Source organism: Colwellia sp. 1_MG-2023, from assembly GCF_030546755.1.
In the GTDB taxonomy this organism is placed as follows: domain Bacteria; phylum Pseudomonadota; class Gammaproteobacteria; order Enterobacterales; family Alteromonadaceae; genus Thalassotalea_H.
Window position 1 is genome coordinate 66,728 of record NZ_JAUOPE010000001.1, and the last position, 19,671, is coordinate 86,398.

General features: G+C 35.9%; 14 protein-coding genes. 2 read left to right on the top strand and 12 right to left on the bottom strand.

Annotation, left to right across the window (positions count from 1 at the left end; all coding sequences use genetic code 11):
- Positions 1-3: 3 nt before the first annotated feature.
- The 9 genes from Q4493_RS00235 to Q4493_RS00275 all read right to left on the bottom strand — a co-directional run bounded on the left by Q4493_RS00235 (position 4) and on the right by Q4493_RS00275 (position 13,317).
- Positions 4-402 (bottom strand): hypothetical protein, encoded by a 399-nt coding sequence (locus tag Q4493_RS00235; protein WP_303448470.1) that lies wholly within the window; start codon positions 400-402, stop codon positions 4-6.
- 162 nt (positions 403-564) lie between these two features.
- Positions 565-1,266: a M48 family metallopeptidase gene (locus tag Q4493_RS00240; RefSeq protein ID WP_303448471.1), complete on the bottom strand. Its 702-nt coding sequence runs from the start codon at positions 1,264-1,266 to the stop codon at positions 565-567.
- The gene (locus Q4493_RS00245; RefSeq protein WP_303448472.1) at positions 1,266-4,586 is read right to left on the bottom strand and encodes a type I restriction endonuclease subunit R; all 3,321 of its coding nucleotides are present in this window, start codon (positions 4,584-4,586) and stop codon (positions 1,266-1,268) included. Before Q4493_RS00245 ends, Q4493_RS00240 begins: the two co-directional genes overlap by 1 nt.
- A 2-nt stretch (positions 4,587-4,588) precedes the next feature.
- The gene (locus Q4493_RS00250; protein ID WP_303448474.1) at positions 4,589-7,405 is read right to left on the bottom strand and encodes a hypothetical protein; all 2,817 of its coding nucleotides are present in this window, start codon (positions 7,403-7,405) and stop codon (positions 4,589-4,591) included.
- A complete protein-coding gene (locus Q4493_RS00255) occupies positions 7,402-8,313 on the bottom strand; it encodes an SIR2 family protein (RefSeq protein ID WP_303448475.1) in 912 nt (303 codons plus the stop codon). Before Q4493_RS00255 ends, Q4493_RS00250 begins: the two co-directional genes overlap by 4 nt.
- On the bottom strand, positions 8,313-9,641 hold the full coding sequence (locus Q4493_RS00260; RefSeq protein WP_303448477.1) for a restriction endonuclease subunit S: 1,329 nt from the start codon (positions 9,639-9,641) through the stop codon (positions 8,313-8,315). Before Q4493_RS00260 ends, Q4493_RS00255 begins: the two co-directional genes overlap by 1 nt.
- Positions 9,634-12,192: an N-6 DNA methylase gene (locus Q4493_RS00265; protein ID WP_303448478.1), complete on the bottom strand. Its 2,559-nt coding sequence runs from the start codon at positions 12,190-12,192 to the stop codon at positions 9,634-9,636. The genes Q4493_RS00260 and Q4493_RS00265 overlap by 8 nt, the downstream gene beginning before the upstream one ends.
- Before the next feature lie 60 nt (positions 12,193-12,252).
- Positions 12,253-12,966 carry an NYN domain-containing protein gene (locus Q4493_RS00270; protein WP_303448479.1) on the bottom strand — a complete coding sequence of 238 codons (714 nt, stop codon included), beginning with the start codon at positions 12,964-12,966 and terminating at the stop codon, positions 12,253-12,255.
- A gap of 123 nt (positions 12,967-13,089) precedes the next feature.
- A complete protein-coding gene (locus Q4493_RS00275) occupies positions 13,090-13,317 on the bottom strand; it encodes a helix-turn-helix domain-containing protein (protein ID WP_303448480.1) in 228 nt (75 codons plus the stop codon).
- 126 nt (positions 13,318-13,443) lie between these two features.
- Here Q4493_RS00275 and Q4493_RS00280 point away from each other — a divergent pair, with 126 nt between their 5' ends.
- Both Q4493_RS00280 and Q4493_RS00285 read left to right on the top strand, forming a co-directional pair.
- Complete coding sequence (locus Q4493_RS00280) at positions 13,444-13,926, top strand: hypothetical protein (protein WP_303448482.1); 483 nt, start codon at positions 13,444-13,446, stop codon at positions 13,924-13,926.
- The gene (locus tag Q4493_RS00285) at positions 13,923-15,311 is read left to right on the top strand and encodes a DEAD/DEAH box helicase (RefSeq protein WP_303448483.1); all 1,389 of its coding nucleotides are present in this window, start codon (positions 13,923-13,925) and stop codon (positions 15,309-15,311) included. The genes Q4493_RS00280 and Q4493_RS00285 overlap by 4 nt, the downstream gene beginning before the upstream one ends.
- A 115-nt stretch (positions 15,312-15,426) precedes the next feature.
- Here Q4493_RS00285 and dinB read toward each other — a convergent pair whose 3' ends face one another.
- The 3 genes from dinB to Q4493_RS00300 form a co-directional block, all read right to left on the bottom strand.
- The gene (dinB, locus tag Q4493_RS00290; RefSeq protein WP_303448485.1) at positions 15,427-16,506 is read right to left on the bottom strand and encodes a DNA polymerase IV; all 1,080 of its coding nucleotides are present in this window, start codon (positions 16,504-16,506) and stop codon (positions 15,427-15,429) included.
- Between the two features lie 131 nt (positions 16,507-16,637).
- Positions 16,638-18,836, bottom strand: coding sequence for an ATP-dependent RecD-like DNA helicase (locus tag Q4493_RS00295; RefSeq protein ID WP_303448486.1), 2,199 nt, complete (start codon positions 18,834-18,836; stop codon positions 16,638-16,640).
- A gap of 1 nt (position 18,837) precedes the next feature.
- A complete protein-coding gene (locus tag Q4493_RS00300) occupies positions 18,838-19,671 on the bottom strand; it encodes a hypothetical protein (RefSeq protein ID WP_303448489.1) in 834 nt (277 codons plus the stop codon).

The window sequence follows — 19,671 nt, forward strand, 5'->3', positions numbered from 1 at the left end:
TTCTTACTTCAGGTTATTCTTTAGCATTTCAGATAAATACAAATGAGCATGCTCATGTCTAAACTGTGAAGCCGACATAGGAATAAACTTACTAGAAGATGGAAGAAAAAATGGTTGGAAAGCTTCTGATCTAGAGCAATTAAGAAGGGCTTTCAAAATATACTGTTCTGTCATGTTAACAGTCATGAGATCAATTTTTAAATCTTGAGGCTTTACACATGAAGGTTCTAATCTGGAGAAATTTTGGCATGCCTTAACGTACCGCTCTGTCATATTGACTGTCGTGTGACCAACTCCTAAATCATGAAGCTTTAAACTTGAAGGTTTTTTGTTCTGAAGGATTATCTTTTCTAAAATATTATTTAAAGATGTTTTTGAGTTTTCATTTTGTTTGTAAGTCATGTCTATTACCTCTTTTTTAAAGACATATGACATGATAGTAGGTTTTTTATTTTTTTATAATTTTGTGCAAAATTAGTTACTTTTCTATGTCAAACGGGCTGAAATAATCAATATAACCATTAAATACACCCGTTTAGTTCACTATTTAAATACTAGCTCTACTTACAAACTCATCCCTGCACCATTAAATTTCAGCCATTTCTTGGCTTCATCATAGTCAGGCATTACCTTTTCAATGGTACGCCAAAATTTTGGGGAGTGATTTTTATCTTCTAAATGAGCAAGCTCATGAACAATAACGTAGTCTAATACGCTTAAAGGTAACATGGCGCATTTCCAGTTAAGGTTAATAGTACCTTTAGATGTGCATGATCCCCATCGGTTTTGTAATTCCATCACACGAATATTCGTTGGGTTGAGCTTCATTTTCGGCTGATAGAGCTTAAGCCGTTCATCCAGTCGTTTTTGTAGTTTAGCTTTATAAAAAGTTTTAAAGTGTTCAGGAGCATTAATGACTTCTGAACCTAATAACTTAAACTGTCCATAATGAAAAGAAAGTGGCTCTTCTTGCTCAGTCACTAGCTGCAAGCGATAGCTCCTGCCAAAGTACAGGAAGCTTTCTCCATTTACATATTCACGATGAATCCGTGTGCGATTAAGATCTTCCCATTCAGCAAGACTTTTATAAATCCAACTCCTTTTAGACTCGATAATTTGTTCAATTTTATCGACATTAAAAGGAGCTGGTGCGATAACCAAAACAGTGCCATCACGCTCAATATAAATGCTTGTTGTTTTTCGGTCACTTTTCTTTAATTGGTAGCTAATATCCTTATATGTGCTGACACTTTCGGTATTAACCACTAATGATCACCCTTCGATTTTTTACTTGATAAAATATCTAACTCTCTTCTCTTAGCTAAGTTTAAAAGCTCTACTGTGACTAGTTCAAATGATTCTTCTAAAGCAGGAATCTCACTCAAGATAAATATTTCCTGAATTTTTCCTTCCAGCTCATCAACCATATTGGCTCTATCCCAAAAGTTAAGCCCTTCAATTTTATCAGCCATCGTTTCTAGAATTTGCTCAACGATCTTCTTAATAGCTGTTAACTCATTCGCCTGACAATTCCCATCAAAGGCTAATTCAATAATAAGGTCAGTAAACGGATCTCCAGCAGTAGTGTCCTTACCTCGACCTTCATCAATTTCTCCTCTCAAGGTTTCCAACTCAAGCAGCATTTGATCCCAGTTTTCATTGTATTTTTTAAGAATGTCTTCAAGCTTTTCACTAAATCGCTTGTACATCACAGGGTCATCAGCTTCATTAACCTTACAATGCTTGCGGATGGCGTGTTCCATCTCACTTGCCGCTGCGCGGTCATCTTTATGCTCGTTCAGCGTTGTTATAAATTTATCTGAAAATAGCTCTACAGGCGGTACTTTTGGGTTGATACCTAAACTTACCAAGTGCTCACTAACAAGCTTTCTAACCTTCTCACCTACACCACCAATATTGATAGAGTCATCTTTATACCTTTCTCTCGCTTTAGCCTGCAAATGGCTAAATTGATACATTGGAATTTTGTAAGGATGAGCTAATTTATTAGGCAAAATTATATCCATGCTTTGCATGAACTTCTTAAGGTAAACATTAAAACTATCGCGTGTTTTTACATCTTCTAAAGATTGAATTACCGCTTCTGTTACCTTGTACCTTTCAATATCAGAATCTAGCTTTTGTTGAACTAGGCTTTCAATTTGATTGATATTCTTATCTTCAAACAATTGAACCAATTGTCTATAACGGCTTTGCAATACTGGCATTTCAGATTCTACTGATTTGAACGTATCTAAAATATCTTTTTGATCTTTACCAGAATATAGAGATAAAGCTTCTTTTAAGTTTTCTGTTAAACCAATGTAGTCCACAACATAGCCAACCGTTTTACCTGGGTAGGTTCTGTTAACACGCGCTATTGTTTGCAGTAGATTATGTTCTTTAAGCTTTTTATCAATATACATAACCTGCTCAATTGGTGCATCGAAACCAGTTAACAGCATGTCACAAACAATTAGAAATGCGATACCAGTATCTGGCTTTTCATAGTCAAATTTCTTTTTGAAATTTTCAACAGCATTGCGTTTACGAGACTCGTTCCGAGAAGCGACAAATGCAGCTTTTTCATTGGTGCCATCAGAAGAGATAACAACCATAGCATCAAGAAATTCTACCTGCTTTAAAAGCTTACTTTCTTGCTCAATAGTTGGCTTTTCCTTTTCTTCTTCAGCCCATTGTTTTAGTGCTTTTCTTATATACGTTTGATAATGCAGTGCCGCTTGTTTTGAAGAACAAACTACCTGACCTTTATAACCGCTAGGTAATACTTTTTGCACGTAATGTTTAACAAGATCATTGGTAATCTCTTCAATACGCTCTTCTGCTTCTAATATATCTCCAGTGGCCCCGTACTTTTTGCGAATTGCTGCTATTTCTTCATCGCTTCTATCTTTGAATAGGTTTTCAAATTTTGTATCAAAACCGTGTTTATCATAGATTGCAGAATCTGCCGTTTTACCTTCATACAATATTTGCAATGTTGCACCATCATCTACCGCATCTTGAAGCTTATATTCATCAATATAAGGTTCATCAGGGTTATTACCAAAGCGCTTCCATGTAGGGTCGTTATGGTGATCTGCTATTAGTGGCGTACCAGTAAAAGCAAGACGAGTAGCATTTGGAAATGCATCAAACATATTGTCAGATAAGCTTGATTTATCTTGGCCTGTTTTTTGTGTACGGTGCGCTTCATCAATCATGATAAGCACTTTGTCTGAAGGGTTAACTTCACCAAAGCTTTCGAATAATTTTACAATATTATCCTTATCGCTTTTAGCAACGTATTCAGATGCTGGTTCAGCAACAGACTTGCCAAGAGCTTCATTTAAATAGTCTGGGGTATTGCTATCATCAGCTTCTCTAAACTTATGTACCATCACCATATTTAGTGTCGAGCGGTCATCACTCAACTCACTTTTGACTTCATCGCTACTTGATATTTTATAAACTTTTTCACCCGTCAAATCAGCCGTTTCACCTAACTGTTTATCCAAGTCTTTTCGGTCATTTACCATTAACACTTTATAGTCTTTTAAGTCTTCAGTACTTCGCATCTTGCGCACTAAAAAGACCATAGTTAATGATTTACCACTACCTTGTGTATGCCAAACTACACCAGAACGCTCATCACCCGTCTCACCAGTTCTGATACGTTGAATAATTTTATTCACTGCTCGATATTGCTGGTAACGTGCGACTACCTTAATTCTTTGTTTACCTGCATCCATAAACAAAGTGAAGTTATTGGTTATATCAATCAGGTTTCTTGGGTGTAACATGCCCTGAACAAGTGTTTCTTGCTTTCGGTGCTTTCCTGATGTTGGATCTACGTAAGGTGTATCATCTGGATAGATGGTCTTCCAATTAAAATAGTATTCTTCTGTTGAGGTAATGGTGCCGAATTTTGCATCATCACCATACATTCCTATCATCAATTGGTTGGTATAAAACAGCTTCTCTTCACCCTCAATTAGCTGAGAGCCTTCAGGTTCGCGTAGGTCAGCATAACGCCTTAACTGTTCAACAGCCTGGTTCATTGGGTCTGAAGTAAAGCTATTCACATCTTTACACTCAATCACAACCAGTGGAAGACCGTTAACGAATAGCATTACATCAGGAATTATGCATTCTTTAACGCCAGCCGGGGTATCAATTCGGTACTGGTTAATTGCAATAAAGGTATTAGCCTTCCAGTTATCAAAATCAATAATTTTAACCGTAGGGTTTTGCTCACTAGTGACTGTATTTTCATCTACTTGCCACTTCTTTATGCGATCCATAAACTCTTGATTATTTTCAAGCAGGCTTTTTACACCAAAATCAGTAAAATCGTCATAAAGCCCATCAAGTTGCGCATCTGTTAGCCAGCATTGTTCATCAATGGTATTAAGCGAGCTGATAGCCTTTATAAATTCGCGCTTAATCACATATTCTCTAAAGTTATCGCGAAGGCTAATATTAGGGTCTGTAGGAATAGCATTCTGTGGATGTTCAATAATCAGCCATCCCATAGCGGATAATTGATTCAAAAGTGGCTTTTCTACAAATTGATATTCAGACATACCTATCCTTTAATAATCCTTTGGTAAAGCGCTACAACCGCTTCATCATTAATTCTTATGTATATATCATAGATTTCTTTAGCGACTGCACTACCATCTTGTCCTAGAGATATTAGATTCTTGAATATTGTTTCCAAAGGATCTAGTTCATACATATAAAAAGGGTTTGAAAGTGAAACCTTCCATATATCAGCTACATCCAACGCATGCACTTCACTTAACCTTGCAAGCTCTTTCATGAATGACATACCGTTATAATCATCATTGATATACGGTGCGACAGCTATTAACCAATGTTTATTTTGATCATTCAATTCTTCTATGTATTCAGCCCACGATGCCAATTTTGAAGCTAATGGTCTTCTTTCACCAGCTTGCTGCTCGGTTATTTGAACTAAGTCCGGCCACAAAGCCAAAACAAGTTCTTTGGTCATGTCTATATCTTGATCTCTTATCGACCACAGAAACCAAATCACTTTGCTTAATTCATTATCATTATTACGATTTAAAAGAAGCTTTAACAAACTATCATCATCAAAGTCTTCTCTTTTTTGAATATGCGCAATGCAAATGTATTCAATAAAACGACCTTTAACAGTGTCAGATAAATCATCGTGATCTAATAACGCGGTATAGAAGCCTTTTTCCTTAAACATCTGATGTATTTCAGGGATAAGCCATCCTACATATGAGTATGCTTGAACTGCGCAAATCCACTGAAGTGAATTTACATTACCAAACATTCTCTCTAAATTGCGGTGAGTCCAGTCGTTAGATAAATAAAGAAAGTTACGAACATACATAAGTAATATTGTAATGAATTCATACTCATTAGCTGACTCTGGCTTAAGCAATTCACTATCAAACGTTGGTAAATATGTAGCCCAAATTTCTTGATGTTCTGTTGAGTTTTTCTCAACGTTTCGACACTGGTACAGAGCTAACTTTAAGTAAGCTTCTATACACCTACCTCTTGGGCTATTGATTGCAATAGATACAGCGTCAGAATCTCTACCAAAGTCTTCTCCCGATGCGCGTTCAAGAATTATTTCTAGGGTATTTTTTACAGCATCAGCTAAATCTAAATTAAAAGCTCGCTCATCTTTTTCACATCCTGATTCAATTAAACGACAGTAAGAACTAATTACCCAGTGCTTATCACCTATGAAAGGGCCTGATTCAGTATTGTCATCCGACTCCCAAAATGAATCATCGTTAAATATTGTTGAAGAGAAGCCTAATATCTTTGGCCATAGCTCATGCCATGAACGTTGTGCTTTGTCTGACCACAACTTTAAATAAGCCGTAAATATCTGATTTAAATAGTGTGGTTTTAGGTTAATGAATGCTTCTAAATTATTAAGCACTTCACAACTATCAAGTAAGACTAATTCTTCAAATGTATTAACTAACCCCTCAATGCCCGGTTCATTAAAGTGGCTAACTACATTATATTTATTTAAGAAGCTAACTAACTCATCAGTATTTTCAAGCATTACGGCTAATTCTGATACCGTTACAGGAGAAACATTTACTACATTGCTAACCCTCATATAGTTTGAAAAATCAGGATGGTCTGGTTCAACCCCCGTAATATCAACACAAGCTTGATACTTAGCTTGAGCTGTCTCACTTAAGTCCTTAATGGCAGCAAACCAATTTGATTGCTTGTAAGCAGTGGGCTTGTCTTGAACAGCTCCTGTTTCTTCACTTAGGACTGACAGCGATTCTATTGCAGCAATAATAGATTGCTGTCGCGGTTTGCTTAGATTCAAAAAGTTCTTATTTAAGAAATGCCAAAGCTCATGCCGATACTTATCGTTAAAATTAGTAGGCTCTATAACTAAATCTATTACTTGCTCATCAAGTTTATTAAAGCATTCACTAGCGACATGTATACCAATTCGCTTAATGGTCTGGTAATCGCTATTGATAATCTCGGTAAGCTTTTCTAAGGCATTGGGATCAATAGTTGTTTGAACATAGCCTAAGAAAGAATCTCTAAAAAGCTTTAAAACGATATCGTCTGCATCATTGTGTCTGCTATTTTGCTTATGTTCAGGTATTGCATTACGCCAAATGTTCGACCACTTATCATTACCATTAATATCTAGTACTTCTTTAAGCTTTTGTTCAAACAAGTTTATAGCTACCAAGCCAAGTTTTTCGCCTATCTCTACCGCTGAATTCTCAACAAATTTACCAGCTAAATAATCATCAAACCCAAGTACAGCTTCTTTCCTATTATTAGAATATCGCCCTTCGACACTGTTAATTGCGAATAATTTATCTAACAGGTTTAATGCAAAAACAATTGATTGCTCGCTATTCACTTCAACAAGTTCAATAACCCATTCACTAACTTCTTTACTAATAAGATATCGATCAAACTTGTCACTTAACCAATAACCAATGCAATCAAGATCATCAACCGTTAAAACCTCTAATGGTATGCTTCTCAGTATCTTACTGAATTGCCACCATGTTCGATAATTACTGCGCTCGTTTGCAATGGTATACTGAGTTACCTCTTTCATAAGAGTTAAATATTTTTGTGCCATTTCCACATCATTCTCTTCTTTTAACTTTAGAGATGATGCAACTAGATATTCAGTCACAGGCCAAGAAGGTATATGAATCGTACCATCACTTTTTTGTTCAGGTGCGGGATTAAGCTCAGGGTTTAAGTAACCAGAATCTAAGAAGGCATCAAACCAATTTAAATCATCAACTTTTTTAAATAACCAAGGCTCTAATGCAGGTTCATTTTTAACACGCTGTAGCGCATTTCGTTGCTTTACGGTTAACTTATTGCTCATGATAAATCATCATCAAGCCCAGCCAGTTGTTCGGCTAAACTTGCTCCACCAAAATCAAGAAGTTTTACCCACTTCTCAATAATGCTTGTTTGTTGCTCAAAGTTTTCGTGATCTCTTTCAAATCCAACCAATTTGGCATTAAACGAATTACGATAATATTTATTTAATTTTTCAAACAATAATTGTTCTGCACGAAAGAAGCCTTGCAAGATAAACAGCTTAGTTTCAGCCGAGCCTGCTTGGTTACTCGATTTCAGTACATACTCAAGAATTTCGGTTTCTTCTAATCCATACCCCAAAAACAAGACTGTTTTATTAGAGAATAGCTTTTGTAGGAATTCAGGAACCTCTCCTGAGGTATAGTGATTTAAATAATCTTTTGTAGTGATAACCATGCTGTTTGGTTCATCAACGCAACCATGCAAATGAACAACGGCACCTTTTTGATCCAAGTTGGCACTTAACAAATCTTTTCTTTCGAAGTACCGCCATTCATCTTCGCTTATACGTTTAGATATTTCAGGTACTATTAACTTGTCATAATTGGTGGTTACAAACGTACAGCCAAATTCATTGATACTCTTGTAAATATCACTATGTTCTTTTGATAATGTGAATATTTTTTGGTAATCAACCTGAGTACCATTGTCACTTTCTTCATCAAGTATTTTTGCGATAGACAAGCGTTTTCGAGGGTCAGCTAAAGCATTGATCATTTCTTTTTCGTAATGATTGATAACTTTATTGGTAACTAATTGCTCAACGACTCCATATGCAAAGCCATCCCAAGACTGATGCCCAACAAGCCGTGATATACCTGCGCCAATAAATAGAACAAGCGAACCTTCTTTAGCAGCAGTGAGTATTTCAGGATCTAAGTCAGGCATTTCCCTCAAAATATCAGCCATTAGTTAACCTTTACTTTCCCGGTTAACAAATCTTGCATCAGGCCCTTTTTCTTTAGTTTTAATTTTTCTAAATACCTTGTTTCATCATCAATTAGTTTTCTCGCTCCAATGATCTTATCTAATGCAGATTTTTGCTCACCAATTGAAGGTAAAGGTACTAAGAAAGATTTTAACTCTTTTACGTTTACATGTTTAATCGTTGATCCTACAAAAATCTCTTCCATTCGATTCATACCAATTGCAGAGTTCAAATAAAATGATAAAAATTCTGGAAGTATTTTAGATTGTATTAATCTAGTTATAATTAGAGCATGGCAGTTGGCTTCACCAAAGTTTTCAGGGACTATTGCAGTAGTTCCAATATGGCCTGATTGAACAGTAAGCATATCACCATGTTTTAATTGTGATTTTTGAAGCTTTTGGTGAAATTCAGGTTTTATTTTTAATACAGTATCAAGCTCTAACTTGTCTGCTCGAACATTATTTCCATAAAGATACCTAATTCCAACTTCATTTTCATTGGCATAATGTGGTGTCGCTACTCCAACAAAACCATTGGTCATTTGAGTTGATATATCGTCTATTTTTACAACTTCCCAATCCTTAGGAACCCAACCTAACTCTGTTTCTTGGTAAAGCTCCGGTGCATCTTCGAAACTTGGGCGCAACTGTCCGTAGTTTTCGTTGGTGTCTGCTTTACCAGAAAGGTCGATACCACGAGAAAATAAATCTGCCATCATGCCTTGTTTAACTGCGGTATATTTGTCGATAAGGTTTTGGGTTTGGTCAATTAGGTTATCAACAGTGCTTAATACTAGGGCAATTTTTTTTTGGTTTTCTAAGGGAGGGAAGTTCAGTTTAAGAGCACTAATATCACCTAAATTAATTCGTGGAGGTGTGCTAATAATATTTTTTTCAAACTCTCTAAATGTTGGCTCACTCATTAATATGTAGCAAAAGTAAACTGGATCAACTTTAGATTCATCAACATTAATTTTTACTGTAGCGGCATTACTATTACATTCACCAAGAGATCCATCATATATAGCAACTCTGCCTAATGCACCGATTTTTGTATAAAGAATATCTCCTTTACGAACAACAGATTTGTGAAGCTTTTTGTGGACATCTGGATTTATAAATGAAATATTTTTCTTTTCTATAAAGCCCTGTTTGACAGATTCTGACTTTATAAATGGGACACCATCTTCAACAAACTCTATTAAGTTAGTTAATGAGAAGCTACCGAAATCTCTAAGTGGGGCAGACAAAATTTCCTTGATAGAAAAACTATCCCATTCATCTAAGCTGGCTGGTCTGTTACTCATACCCTAGCTCCTGCAAAAAACCATTAAATAATGCAGCTTGCTGATCACGCTCTGTAAGAATGTCCTTAGTTGTAATAGCATACTTGTTATGAATATTTTCAGCAGCTTTAGCTAGTTGTGTAACAAGCTGACGCAAGTAGTGGGCATAACTGGCAACCATCTGCTGTTTAAAACGTGCTTCAATGAGTATTTTAGCTTCCTCAGATGTAATTTTATCGCGAGCTGTGTCAACTAGCTCTTCTTTTTTCTTTTCAGCTTCTTTAATGCCTGCTTTAAGTTCTTTTAGCTCTTTTTCAAGTGCCGTATGCTGCTCCAGTTTGGTATCAATCAAACCGTTAGCTGTATTTAGTTTTTCAATTTCACCTTCAAGTTGCAGTGCTCGTGCTGGATCTTCTTTCTTCGCAAATTTTATCTCTTTCTTCAAATCACGAAGTTGACCATTATTCTCTTTTTTCGCATCTTTCAAGGCTTTTACCTGAGGTTTTGGCAGAATACCTGATTCTGATTCAGTCTGTTCTTCATCAACATCATCTTCAGGCGTTTCATTTACCGCAGCAAAGAGTGCTTCAAGTTCGGTAATTCTGGCAGCATCTTTTTTCAAACTAGCTAATACTTCAGGAAATTGTGATGCTAGAATTTCTTCATCAGGGATCAGCTCAGCGTTCCAACCAGAGTTAGCAATAGACTTTAGATCTGCCTCATGTTGTTTGAAATTGCTCGCCATCGCCCCACGAACTTGATAAATCGATAACAAGTTTTCAGGTAATAGCGCAGTCACAATACTATTTAACGCATCACGCCTTAGGGCAAATACGCCTTTAGACCCTAATTTATCATCACCAAGCTGGTGAAATGCTGGTAAGAATTGCGTATCCCACCATTTTCCTAATTGAGCGTTGAATGCATCATGTTTGGCAATAAGCTGAGGGTGACTTTCAATTGCTGTTTTGATGTCGGCTTTACTTTCAATCGCACTATTAAAAGAGAAGTAGTCACCGTCAACTTGCTTAGGGTGCCCCGAAGTAAATAAAGCTTCTTTTAGGTTTAAGTAATTTTGCCAATGAGAATCAAGGCTGTTTACTTCATCAGCAGGAACTCCACCGTTTAAATGTGCTTTTACATCATGTGGCTCTGGTGCTGGGCTGTTATCAACAAAACGCCTGATATTTAAGTTGAACTCTTCGTCTTCAAGCTCGCTAACAGGCACTGCTCGTGCGTACTTCTCGATTTCATTTTCTGTGTTTGATGTTAAAGCGCCATAAACATGTGTAATTTTTTCAATGTCTTCAGGGCGAAGGCTATTCTGATTTTTACCTTCTTTGTATTCGCGATCAGCATTGATAAATACAACGTGTTCTCGCTTAGCTGCATTTGCTTTGTTAAATACTAAAACACACGCTGGAATGCCTGTACCGTAGAATAAACCTTGTGGTAAACCAATAACGGCTTCTAGAATGCCTTCTTCAATAAATCGTTGGCGACAGAGTTTTTCTTCACCACCACGAAACAAGACTCCATGTGGCATTACTATCGCCATTTTTCCGTCTTGCTTGAGTGAAGCAAGCATGTGCTGCACAAACATGAAGTCAGCTTTTTTGCCACCTTCAGGCAACCATGTATGAAAACGACCTTGGTGGGTCATACCATCACGACTGTAGTTCTGCGAAAATGGTGGGTTCGCGATCAAACGTGAAAAAGTGCGTATCTCGCCATTTGCATCGACATGTTGGGGTTTAGCAAGTGTATCTTCATTTTGAATATTCGCACCACCAACACCATGTAAGATCATATTCATTTTACAAATAGACCAAGTGGTGCCGCTATCTTCCTGCCCAAATAAATCTATCTTGCTTACGTCACCGCCAGTTTCTTCAACGTACTTTTTACTTTGAATCAACATACCGCCACTACCAACCGTGGGATCGTATATTTCCATGCCTTCACCGGGCTGTAAAAGCTCTACTAGTAAGCGAACCACCTCTGATGGTGTATAGAATTCACCACCTTTTTTACCCGCGCTATCGGCAAAATGCTTGATTAAATATTCATAAGCAGCGCCAAGCAAGTCTGGAAATTCAAAGTCATCATTAGTCAGAGGGATAGTATTAAAGTGCTGAATGAAGTTAACTAGAACACTATCTTCCATAGGCTTTTTGCCTACTTTCTTGTTGAAGTTAATGTGCTTAAGTACGTCTTCTAGACCTTTTTTAATATTCGCATCTTCAAGCGCAGCTAGCGCTTTATTTAGCTCAGTACCGACATTCTTTTTAATGTGTTTTATAGTTGACCATGCAGCCTCTTCGGGCACAAAGTAATCAAACTGTGATGGTAATGAAACGAGCTTTTCAATTGCAGCCTCTGACTTACCTTCTTTTGCTAAGCGCCCACGAATTGCTGCTTTATCTGCTTCGAATTGATCAGACATACGTTTTAAGAACAACATACCAAAAATATATTCTTTATATTCTGATGCATCCATTTTACCACGCAGTATGTCACACGCTTTAAATAGCAGGGTTTCTAGCTTGTTTAGTGTCAGTTTATGTTTCATGTAATCGTTATTCTCTGTAATTCACTATCAAAGTTTAAAATTGGATGACCTTGATATCTGTTATTTATTGTTAGTTCGTTTTCTATTTCGTACCCACGAAACAGAACCATTTGTTTGCTTCATTTCAAATAAATCTATTGCAGCGAATAAATCGCTTACTTTTTTATATCCATAATTCCGTTGATCAAAAGAAGCATGGTTAGATATATGATTACCAATAGCGCTTAAATTAGCCCAACCGTCATTATCTTCAGAAGCTTCAACAGCTTGACGAAGCATATTCATTAACTTGGTATCACTTTTTATGTGTGGTTTACGCTTTTGTTTTGGTTTCTCTTCAGTATCTATGTCATCAAGAAATAAGAATTTTGAACAACTATTGACGAAAGCAGTTGGTGCTTTACGTTCACCAAAACCAATAACAAACTTACCATCGGCAAGTGCGCGAGTAACGAGTGGTGTAAAGTCACAATCTGATGAAACTAGGCAAATGGTATCAACATCTTTTGTGTATAGGATATCCATTGCATCAATAACAAGTGCAATATCGGTGGCATTCTTACCTTTAGTTAAATCAAACTGTTGAATTGGTTGGATAGCATACTCATGAAGGACATCTTCCCAAGGCTTGATACAAGGGCTTTTCCAGTTTCCATATGCTTTACGAATATTAACCACACCATACTTAGCTAGTTCAGAAAGTACGATATCGACTTTTGCCGCAGGAGCATTATCTGCGTCTATAAATAATGCAATTTTTTCCTTATCCTTCAAACGGTAATTCCTTTTCTACTTAACGAACTATATTAACAAGTCATTTATGACATACCCCAATGAAATAGCAAACTATTTCATTGAATTATCTCTATATTTTTATTCTAAAATAACTTTATAAGGTCACTCTGGTATTTGTTCAATATCAGGTAACAGTACTGCTGGATTACATTCAAGAGATGCAGCCAACCTATAAAGCGTTTCAACGGTAATATTTACTTCACCACGCTCAATTTTACCAATGTGAGAAGAATCAATATTCGCTGTTTGAGCTACATCACTCTGCGACATATCTTTCTCAACTCTCATTAATTTAATTTTTTTGCCAAGCTTTTTAGCAATGCTACTCATTTAATTTTCACTTAATTAAATAAATAAATTCTTTCATGTTTAAATATTTTTATCGAGGTATTGAAGCACCACAAAAAGGTGTTAAACTACCTTTTTGTGGTATTTTAATGATTAAAGGTTATTGGTATGAGTGTTGATAAAAAGATCTTACAAATAATTAGTGCCCCATCTTTTGATCGTTTTACAACATTTGAACTAAAAAAGGCTTATGAAGAAAAAGTTGGCGAAGATCTTTTAGCGCTCCCCGACATGTTCAAGTTGATATTTGCTCAAGTTAAGCTATTAACCCAAAGTGGAATGATTGAGAGATCCCCTAGTGACCCTGTGTTCAGTGGAATCTATATAAAGACAGATAGATTTCATACCAACCAAAGTAAAAAAAGCGACTTTTCATCAATAGGAGTTAAAGAAAAACATAGAACTTATAAGCAGCAGTTACTAATTGGCATAGGTGAAGCTCAAGAGTACGAACAACTATGCATAGAATACCCAGAACTAAAGAAGGAACTTCAAGATAAGTACAATAAAATTCGAGATCAAAACAGTAGACTTTTAGGCAGAATTAAAGTCATTGAATCAATACTTAATAATACGGATTTAAAACAATGATGAAATTAAGAAAATGGCAGCATGAATGTATTGAACTTGCTTTAAAAAAGTATAAATCAGGACAAGAGCATTTTTTGGTTCAGGCTACACCTGCGGCAGGTAAAACATTTATGACTGCTAATTTGGCTAATCGATTACTGAATAATGGCTCGATTGATTTAGTGCTTTGCTTTTCTCCTTCCAGCATTGTAGCAAATGAATTCTCGACTGTATTAAGTGATATTACACAGTGCTCATTTAACGGAAGAATAGGTGATAAAGGACAATCAATTACTTATCAGAAAATGGGATATCTTGATGAAAATTTTTGGGCATTATTCGAGAAATTAAAAGTTCTTGCTGTCTTCGATGAAATTCACCATTGCAGCGGAACTCATGATGAAAATTCGAATGAATGGGGCAAACAAATTATTAACAAAATTCAATCTAAAGCCACTTATACATTGGCTTTAAGTGGGACACCATGGAGATCAGATGCTGCGCCTATTTCTTTATCTAAATACTCTACAACTAAAGGTCAGATAAAATGTGACTATGTTTATGGTTTATCTGATGCGATAAATGATAATGTCTGTCGAATGCCCAAGATCATTGCTATTGATAATGATGAAATAACACTGAGATCTTCAAATACCACAAAGTCATACAATAGTTTTGATGAGCTATTATCAGGCTCATCATTTTCGTATAAAGCACTTATACATAATGAAAATATTATTGTAAGCCTAATAAAACGAGCAGATAAAGAATTGAATTTAATTCGCCAAAGTAATTCAAATGCGGGTGGTTTAATTGTCGCTTCCTCTGTTGAGCATGCTTTAAAAATTGTTGAAATAATTGAGCAAACGTTGAATGAGTCTGCTGTCATTGTTAGCTATAAAGAAGACTCTCCTACAGAGAAAATTAGGCAGTATAAAAATGGTTCAAACAAATGGATTGTTAGTATAGGAATGATCAGTGAAGGCACTAATATTCCACGCTTGCAGGTCTGTTGCCATTTAACCAATATAAAAACTGAGCTTCATTACCGCCAAATACTAGGCCGTATATTACGTGTAACACATACGAAAAACCAAGAAGCTGCGCTATTCATGCCTGCTGAAACTAAACTAGTTGAGTATGCTTATAGGATAAGTGAAGACATTCCAAAGCACGCAAACATTGTGTCGTTTGAAAAAATTGAAAACTTGAAAAATGAATCAACTAGAAAGGATGATATAGTCGAAGATGAAGGTTCTTCAGAGGAAAGTAACATTGAAGAATTAGTACTTTCAATTAAGGGTAATTTTACAAATAACGTTCTGACAGAATCTTATGAAGCGATGACAGATATTTTTGGAAAATACAGTCAGGAGATAATTAATTTCGAGGAAATGCCAGCATAATAATAATAACTTTACTGGCTTGAAGATTATTGTGTCTACCGCGCTGCGCTTACTAACTCACAAAAATAATTCAGAACCCGCTGCGCGAAACCTAAATCTATTTTTGAGAGTGCCATTAAAATAGTTCTAATTGATCAACTGAGTCATCGCTAGTTTCATTTAATCCGATATGAACGCCTAACAATCTAATTGCTTTACCTTGGCCACGATGTACAGCTTCGTCTAATAGAGCGTCAAAAATTCCTTCATCCATTGAGCTATGTTTAAGCTCCTTCGTTGTCTGAACAAAATCATTAAATTTAACTTTCACACCTAGCTTAGAAATGGTTCTTGTTTCTAAGTGTTTTTTAGAGCGAGCCATCAATTCTGGAATTAACTTTTCAATCATCAACGCTTTAAGATCTGCATATTCACTAATATCTTCACTGAATGTTCTTTCAACGCCTACTGATTTTCTAACTCTTGTGGTTTCTACATTTCTTTCATCAATACCTTGGCAGCGTTTCCAAAGTACATGACCATAATTCCCTAAATTATTTACCAAAAGCATCTCGTTTGAATTTCTGATATCTTGACCCGTATACAAACCAATATCGTTGAGTTTTTTCAACGTAACTTTACCTACACCTGATATCTTTTTTAATGACATTTTTTCAATAAACGGAATAACATCATCTGGTGTAATAACAAATTGACCATTAGGTTTGTTTTCATCACTTGCTACTTTAGCCAGAAATTTAACGGGGGCAACTCCAGCAGAAGCAGTTAAACCTGTTTTATTGAATATTTCTTGACGAATTTCTTGGGCAATTAACGTTGCAGAGCCATGTAAAATATCACACTCAGTAACGTCCAAATAAGCTTCATCTAATGAGAGTGGCTCAATTAAATCTGTATAGCGCTCAAAGATTTCTCTGATTTGTTGGCTAACTTCCTTATAAACATTCATTCGACCAGGCACAATAACTAAATGAGGGCATTCTCGAAGAGCATTTGCTGTGGCCATAGCAGAACGAACACCAAATTTTCTGGCTTCATAATTACATGTAGCTATAACTCCTCTGCGATCAGATTTTCCGCCAACAGCAACAGGTAAGCCTTTCAATTCGGGGTTATCACGAATTTCAACGCTTACATAGAAAGCATCCATATCTACATGAATGAGCTTCTTTTGTCGGTGATCTTCCTCAACCATTTACCTTGCCGCTACAGTTTAAATTAGGTTCAATATCATATTAATTTGAGTTTATCACTTGAACATGTGGCTGTATATAAAAACAGTACCCATAGAGAAGGAGTTAAATACTGGAATAATATTCGTTTCGATCATAAATATAATCCGGCATTTATTTCTTCAAATGCAAATCCTCTATCTATTATTTGTTGAATTAGATCTGTTTTTGTAAGAATGACAACTCTTTTTTTAGCACGTGTTATCGCTGTATATAACCAGCTTCTTTCAAGGTATTCAGATGGTTGAAGGATGATTATTACTACATCAAATTCACTTCCTTGCGCGGCATGACATGTCAGACCATAAGCATGCTGTAAAATATAATCTCCTCTAAAGGTATTTTTTACCTGATCAAATCTTAATGCGGTTTTACCCTCAATATCAAAATCAACAACCAAGTCGATATCACCATCATTTCCGTCTGAGACTATTATTCCTGTACTTCCGTTAACTAAACCTAACTGCTTATTGTTCTTCTTGTATATTACGCTGTCATTAAGTCTAAACTCAGGCACAGCTTTTATGTATTTGTCATTTTTCCGTAATTCTTTGTGTAATATTTGGTTCGACTCTGACACCATTTTTTTGGTTGCTGCAATAATATGCACAGAGCCATAGCTTTCAGCTTCATTATATTTAGTCAGAAGTATCTCATTCAGTTCTATATTTTCATCATATTCAATAATTTCAACTTCATCGTTGGCTGTTATAATTTTACCAAGCTTCACTTTATCAGCAGCATCAATAACACCACTGTTATTCCTATAGTTTTCATTAAGCTCAACTTTAGAAAGACTCTGGCACTGCATTAAACGATGGAATACTAATCCCGGTCCTATTGGTGGTAATTGTGCCCAATCACCTATAAAAACAAGCCTAATAGCTTTACCTTCAAATGCTTTAAGTACTTTAAACATTGTTAAAAGATCTACCATGCTAGCTTCATCAATATGAAAAACGGGTAGCTCTAGGCTATTTAGAAAACTCTTATCAGCTTTAATTTTGCTTAATAAACTTGAGATAGTTAGTGCGTCATCATCAGTTTGTTGTATAAGTCTTTGAGCAGCCTTTCCTGCTATGGCTACTTGTAATACATGATGACCTGCTCTTTTGATTAATTCATTCGCTGCGATGAGCACGGATGTCTTCCCTGTGCCACCGCCACCGCATACTAAAGAGACGCTATTAGACAAGATAGTTTCAACGGCTAACTTTTGTTTGTTATTTAGTTTGTGACCACTTGGAAGTTTATATGATGAAATATCACTTTCTAATACTGGTATATTCTTTATTTTTTGTTCTATTCGGTATGTTAACTGCTCTTCTACATACCTTTCAATTTCAGCCGTACCAGGCAAAGCATAAGCCTGATTATATAATTTGATGAAATCAGGATGTTCATGTTGTGCAGCCAGGTTGAAGCCTTCGCGAGTAAATTGACTCTGAACTGGGTTTAGATGTTCTTGATTCCGAATTATTAGTCTAGGATGGTTATGTTTTGATGAATAATTAGCAGCAACAATCGCCTTAATAACATTATCAGCACCAACACATTTTTCTAGTTCGTCTAAAAACTGTAGAGGGTACACCTGAGTATGTCCCTCAGAAAGTTTTTGATAAACAACATCTTCTACAGCACAGATTAGCCGTCTATTATCATTACTAGCTATTCCCATAGCTTTTGCGAAAGCATCTGTATCCTTGAATGAACAAAAACTCCATAATCGGTACGGATCTTCTTTTAATTTTTCAACAGTGTTCCCTTTATAGAACTCATAACTTTTTTTCACTGATGATTTAATTCTATTTCGTTGAGCTACAGGGGCGTTTTCCAAGACGGACTCGACAAAAGGAATTAGAGCCACTTTTCCGGCATGTGCATGCCATTGATTTATCACAACAAGCGCTGTCGCTCTTGTTATACGCTCTATGCTAGTTAATGCATTAACATCTTTCCTTTCAAGGACTTCAATTAAATTATCTGGAAAGGCCGCTATGATACGTGAAGCAATTGCTTTTCCTATACCTGTTCCTTGCATAATAAAATCATAAATTAAGCTAATGGTAAGTGAGACATAAGACAACTCAGAAACATGGAGTTGTTCTCCATAACGTTCATCAAAAACAAGGCTACCTTTTATTTTAATATGATCGCCTTTCATTACAAAAGGTAGAACATTATTTGAACGTACTTTAATTGTTTTATTTTCAGTTTTTAGGTTATAAACTTGGAGTGAATCAGATTTATATACAAAGCTAGTTACAGTGCCAACCTCTATACGTTCCAACATTTCAACGTACACTCTGAAGTTTGATATCTGACTTTTTGTTTAGTGAACTTAAGCTTTTGCCTTTTTGCTTATACAGGTTTAATTCATTCTCAAGTTCAACTTTACCTTCTTCTAATTTGTCATTTTCTTTTTCTAACTTTTTGTTCTCCTCTCGTAACGCTGCTTTTTGTTCTTGTAACTTTTTAATCTGTTGCCTTGCGGCTCTTAATGCCGAAGAAGTCATGCAATCACTCATTTCATCTAAAGCAGATTCTGAAGCATAATCCAATGTTTTTAATAACTCGCCACAAGCTAATTTAGCATCTATATCTGCAATTAGTGCGCGTATAGGTTCATCATAGAAAAAGTTTGGAGCTGACTTTATTTGTTCAATTGGTTGGTCTAAACACATTGCCCAGATTACTCTTTGGAATAACCTACCGTTGTTATTTACAGGCCAAAAATATGCTGGTTTATTCATTTCTAATCTAGCTTGAATAAAAGTAGTAAAACCTTCGATATTTTCGCTATGTACTTCTTTATTAGATTTTACAACGCCAGTAATAACCCCTCGATTTCTTAATACACTTTCAACTTCTTCAATTTCATCTTTATATGTTTGCCTTAAGCTATCTGTAGTAGTCCCATAGCCCATTAACTTAGCTAGTTTTGCTCTATCTATTTTTGATTTGTTTAAACTAAGGTAACCAGCAATATCATCGCTGTTACATTGTAGAATTTTATCAAGAGTTTCTTTCAGGCAGATTCGTCTGAGTTTACCAAGATCAGCTTTTGATATTTCTTCGCGATTAAACTTTTCAATAAGTACTTCTTTGCTTAAAGTTTTAATAGTCAT

Bases quoted from the DNA above. Each gene is read 5' to 3' on its own strand.
- Q4493_RS00255 (WP_303448475.1), bottom strand. From the start codon at position 8,313: ATGGCTGATATTTTGAGGGAAATGCCTGACTTAGATCCTGAAATACTC.
- Q4493_RS00235 (WP_303448470.1), bottom strand. From the start codon at position 402: ATGACTTACAAACAAAATGAAAACTCAAAAACATCTTTAAATAATATT.
- Q4493_RS00245 (WP_303448472.1), bottom strand. From the start codon at position 4,586: ATGTCTGAATATCAATTTGTAGAAAAGCCACTTTTGAATCAATTATCC.
- Q4493_RS00250 (WP_303448474.1), bottom strand. From the start codon at position 7,405: ATGAGCAATAAGTTAACCGTAAAGCAACGAAATGCGCTACAGCGTGTT.
- Q4493_RS00300 (WP_303448489.1), bottom strand. From the start codon at position 19,671: ATGACTATTAAAACTTTAAGCAAAGAAGTACTTATTGAAAAGTTTAAT.
- dinB (WP_303448485.1), bottom strand. From the start codon at position 16,506: ATGGTTGAGGAAGATCACCGACAAAAGAAGCTCATTCATGTAGATATG.
- Q4493_RS00280 (WP_303448482.1), top strand. From the start codon at position 13,444: ATGAGTGTTGATAAAAAGATCTTACAAATAATTAGTGCCCCATCTTTT.
- Q4493_RS00260 (WP_303448477.1), bottom strand. From the start codon at position 9,641: ATGAGTAACAGACCAGCCAGCTTAGATGAATGGGATAGTTTTTCTATC.
- Q4493_RS00285 (WP_303448483.1), top strand. From the start codon at position 13,923: ATGATGAAATTAAGAAAATGGCAGCATGAATGTATTGAACTTGCTTTA.
- Q4493_RS00295 (WP_303448486.1), bottom strand. From the start codon at position 18,836: ATGTTGGAACGTATAGAGGTTGGCACTGTAACTAGCTTTGTATATAAA.
- Q4493_RS00265 (WP_303448478.1), bottom strand. From the start codon at position 12,192: ATGAAACATAAACTGACACTAAACAAGCTAGAAACCCTGCTATTTAAA.
- Q4493_RS00275 (WP_303448480.1), bottom strand. From the start codon at position 13,317: ATGAGTAGCATTGCTAAAAAGCTTGGCAAAAAAATTAAATTAATGAGA.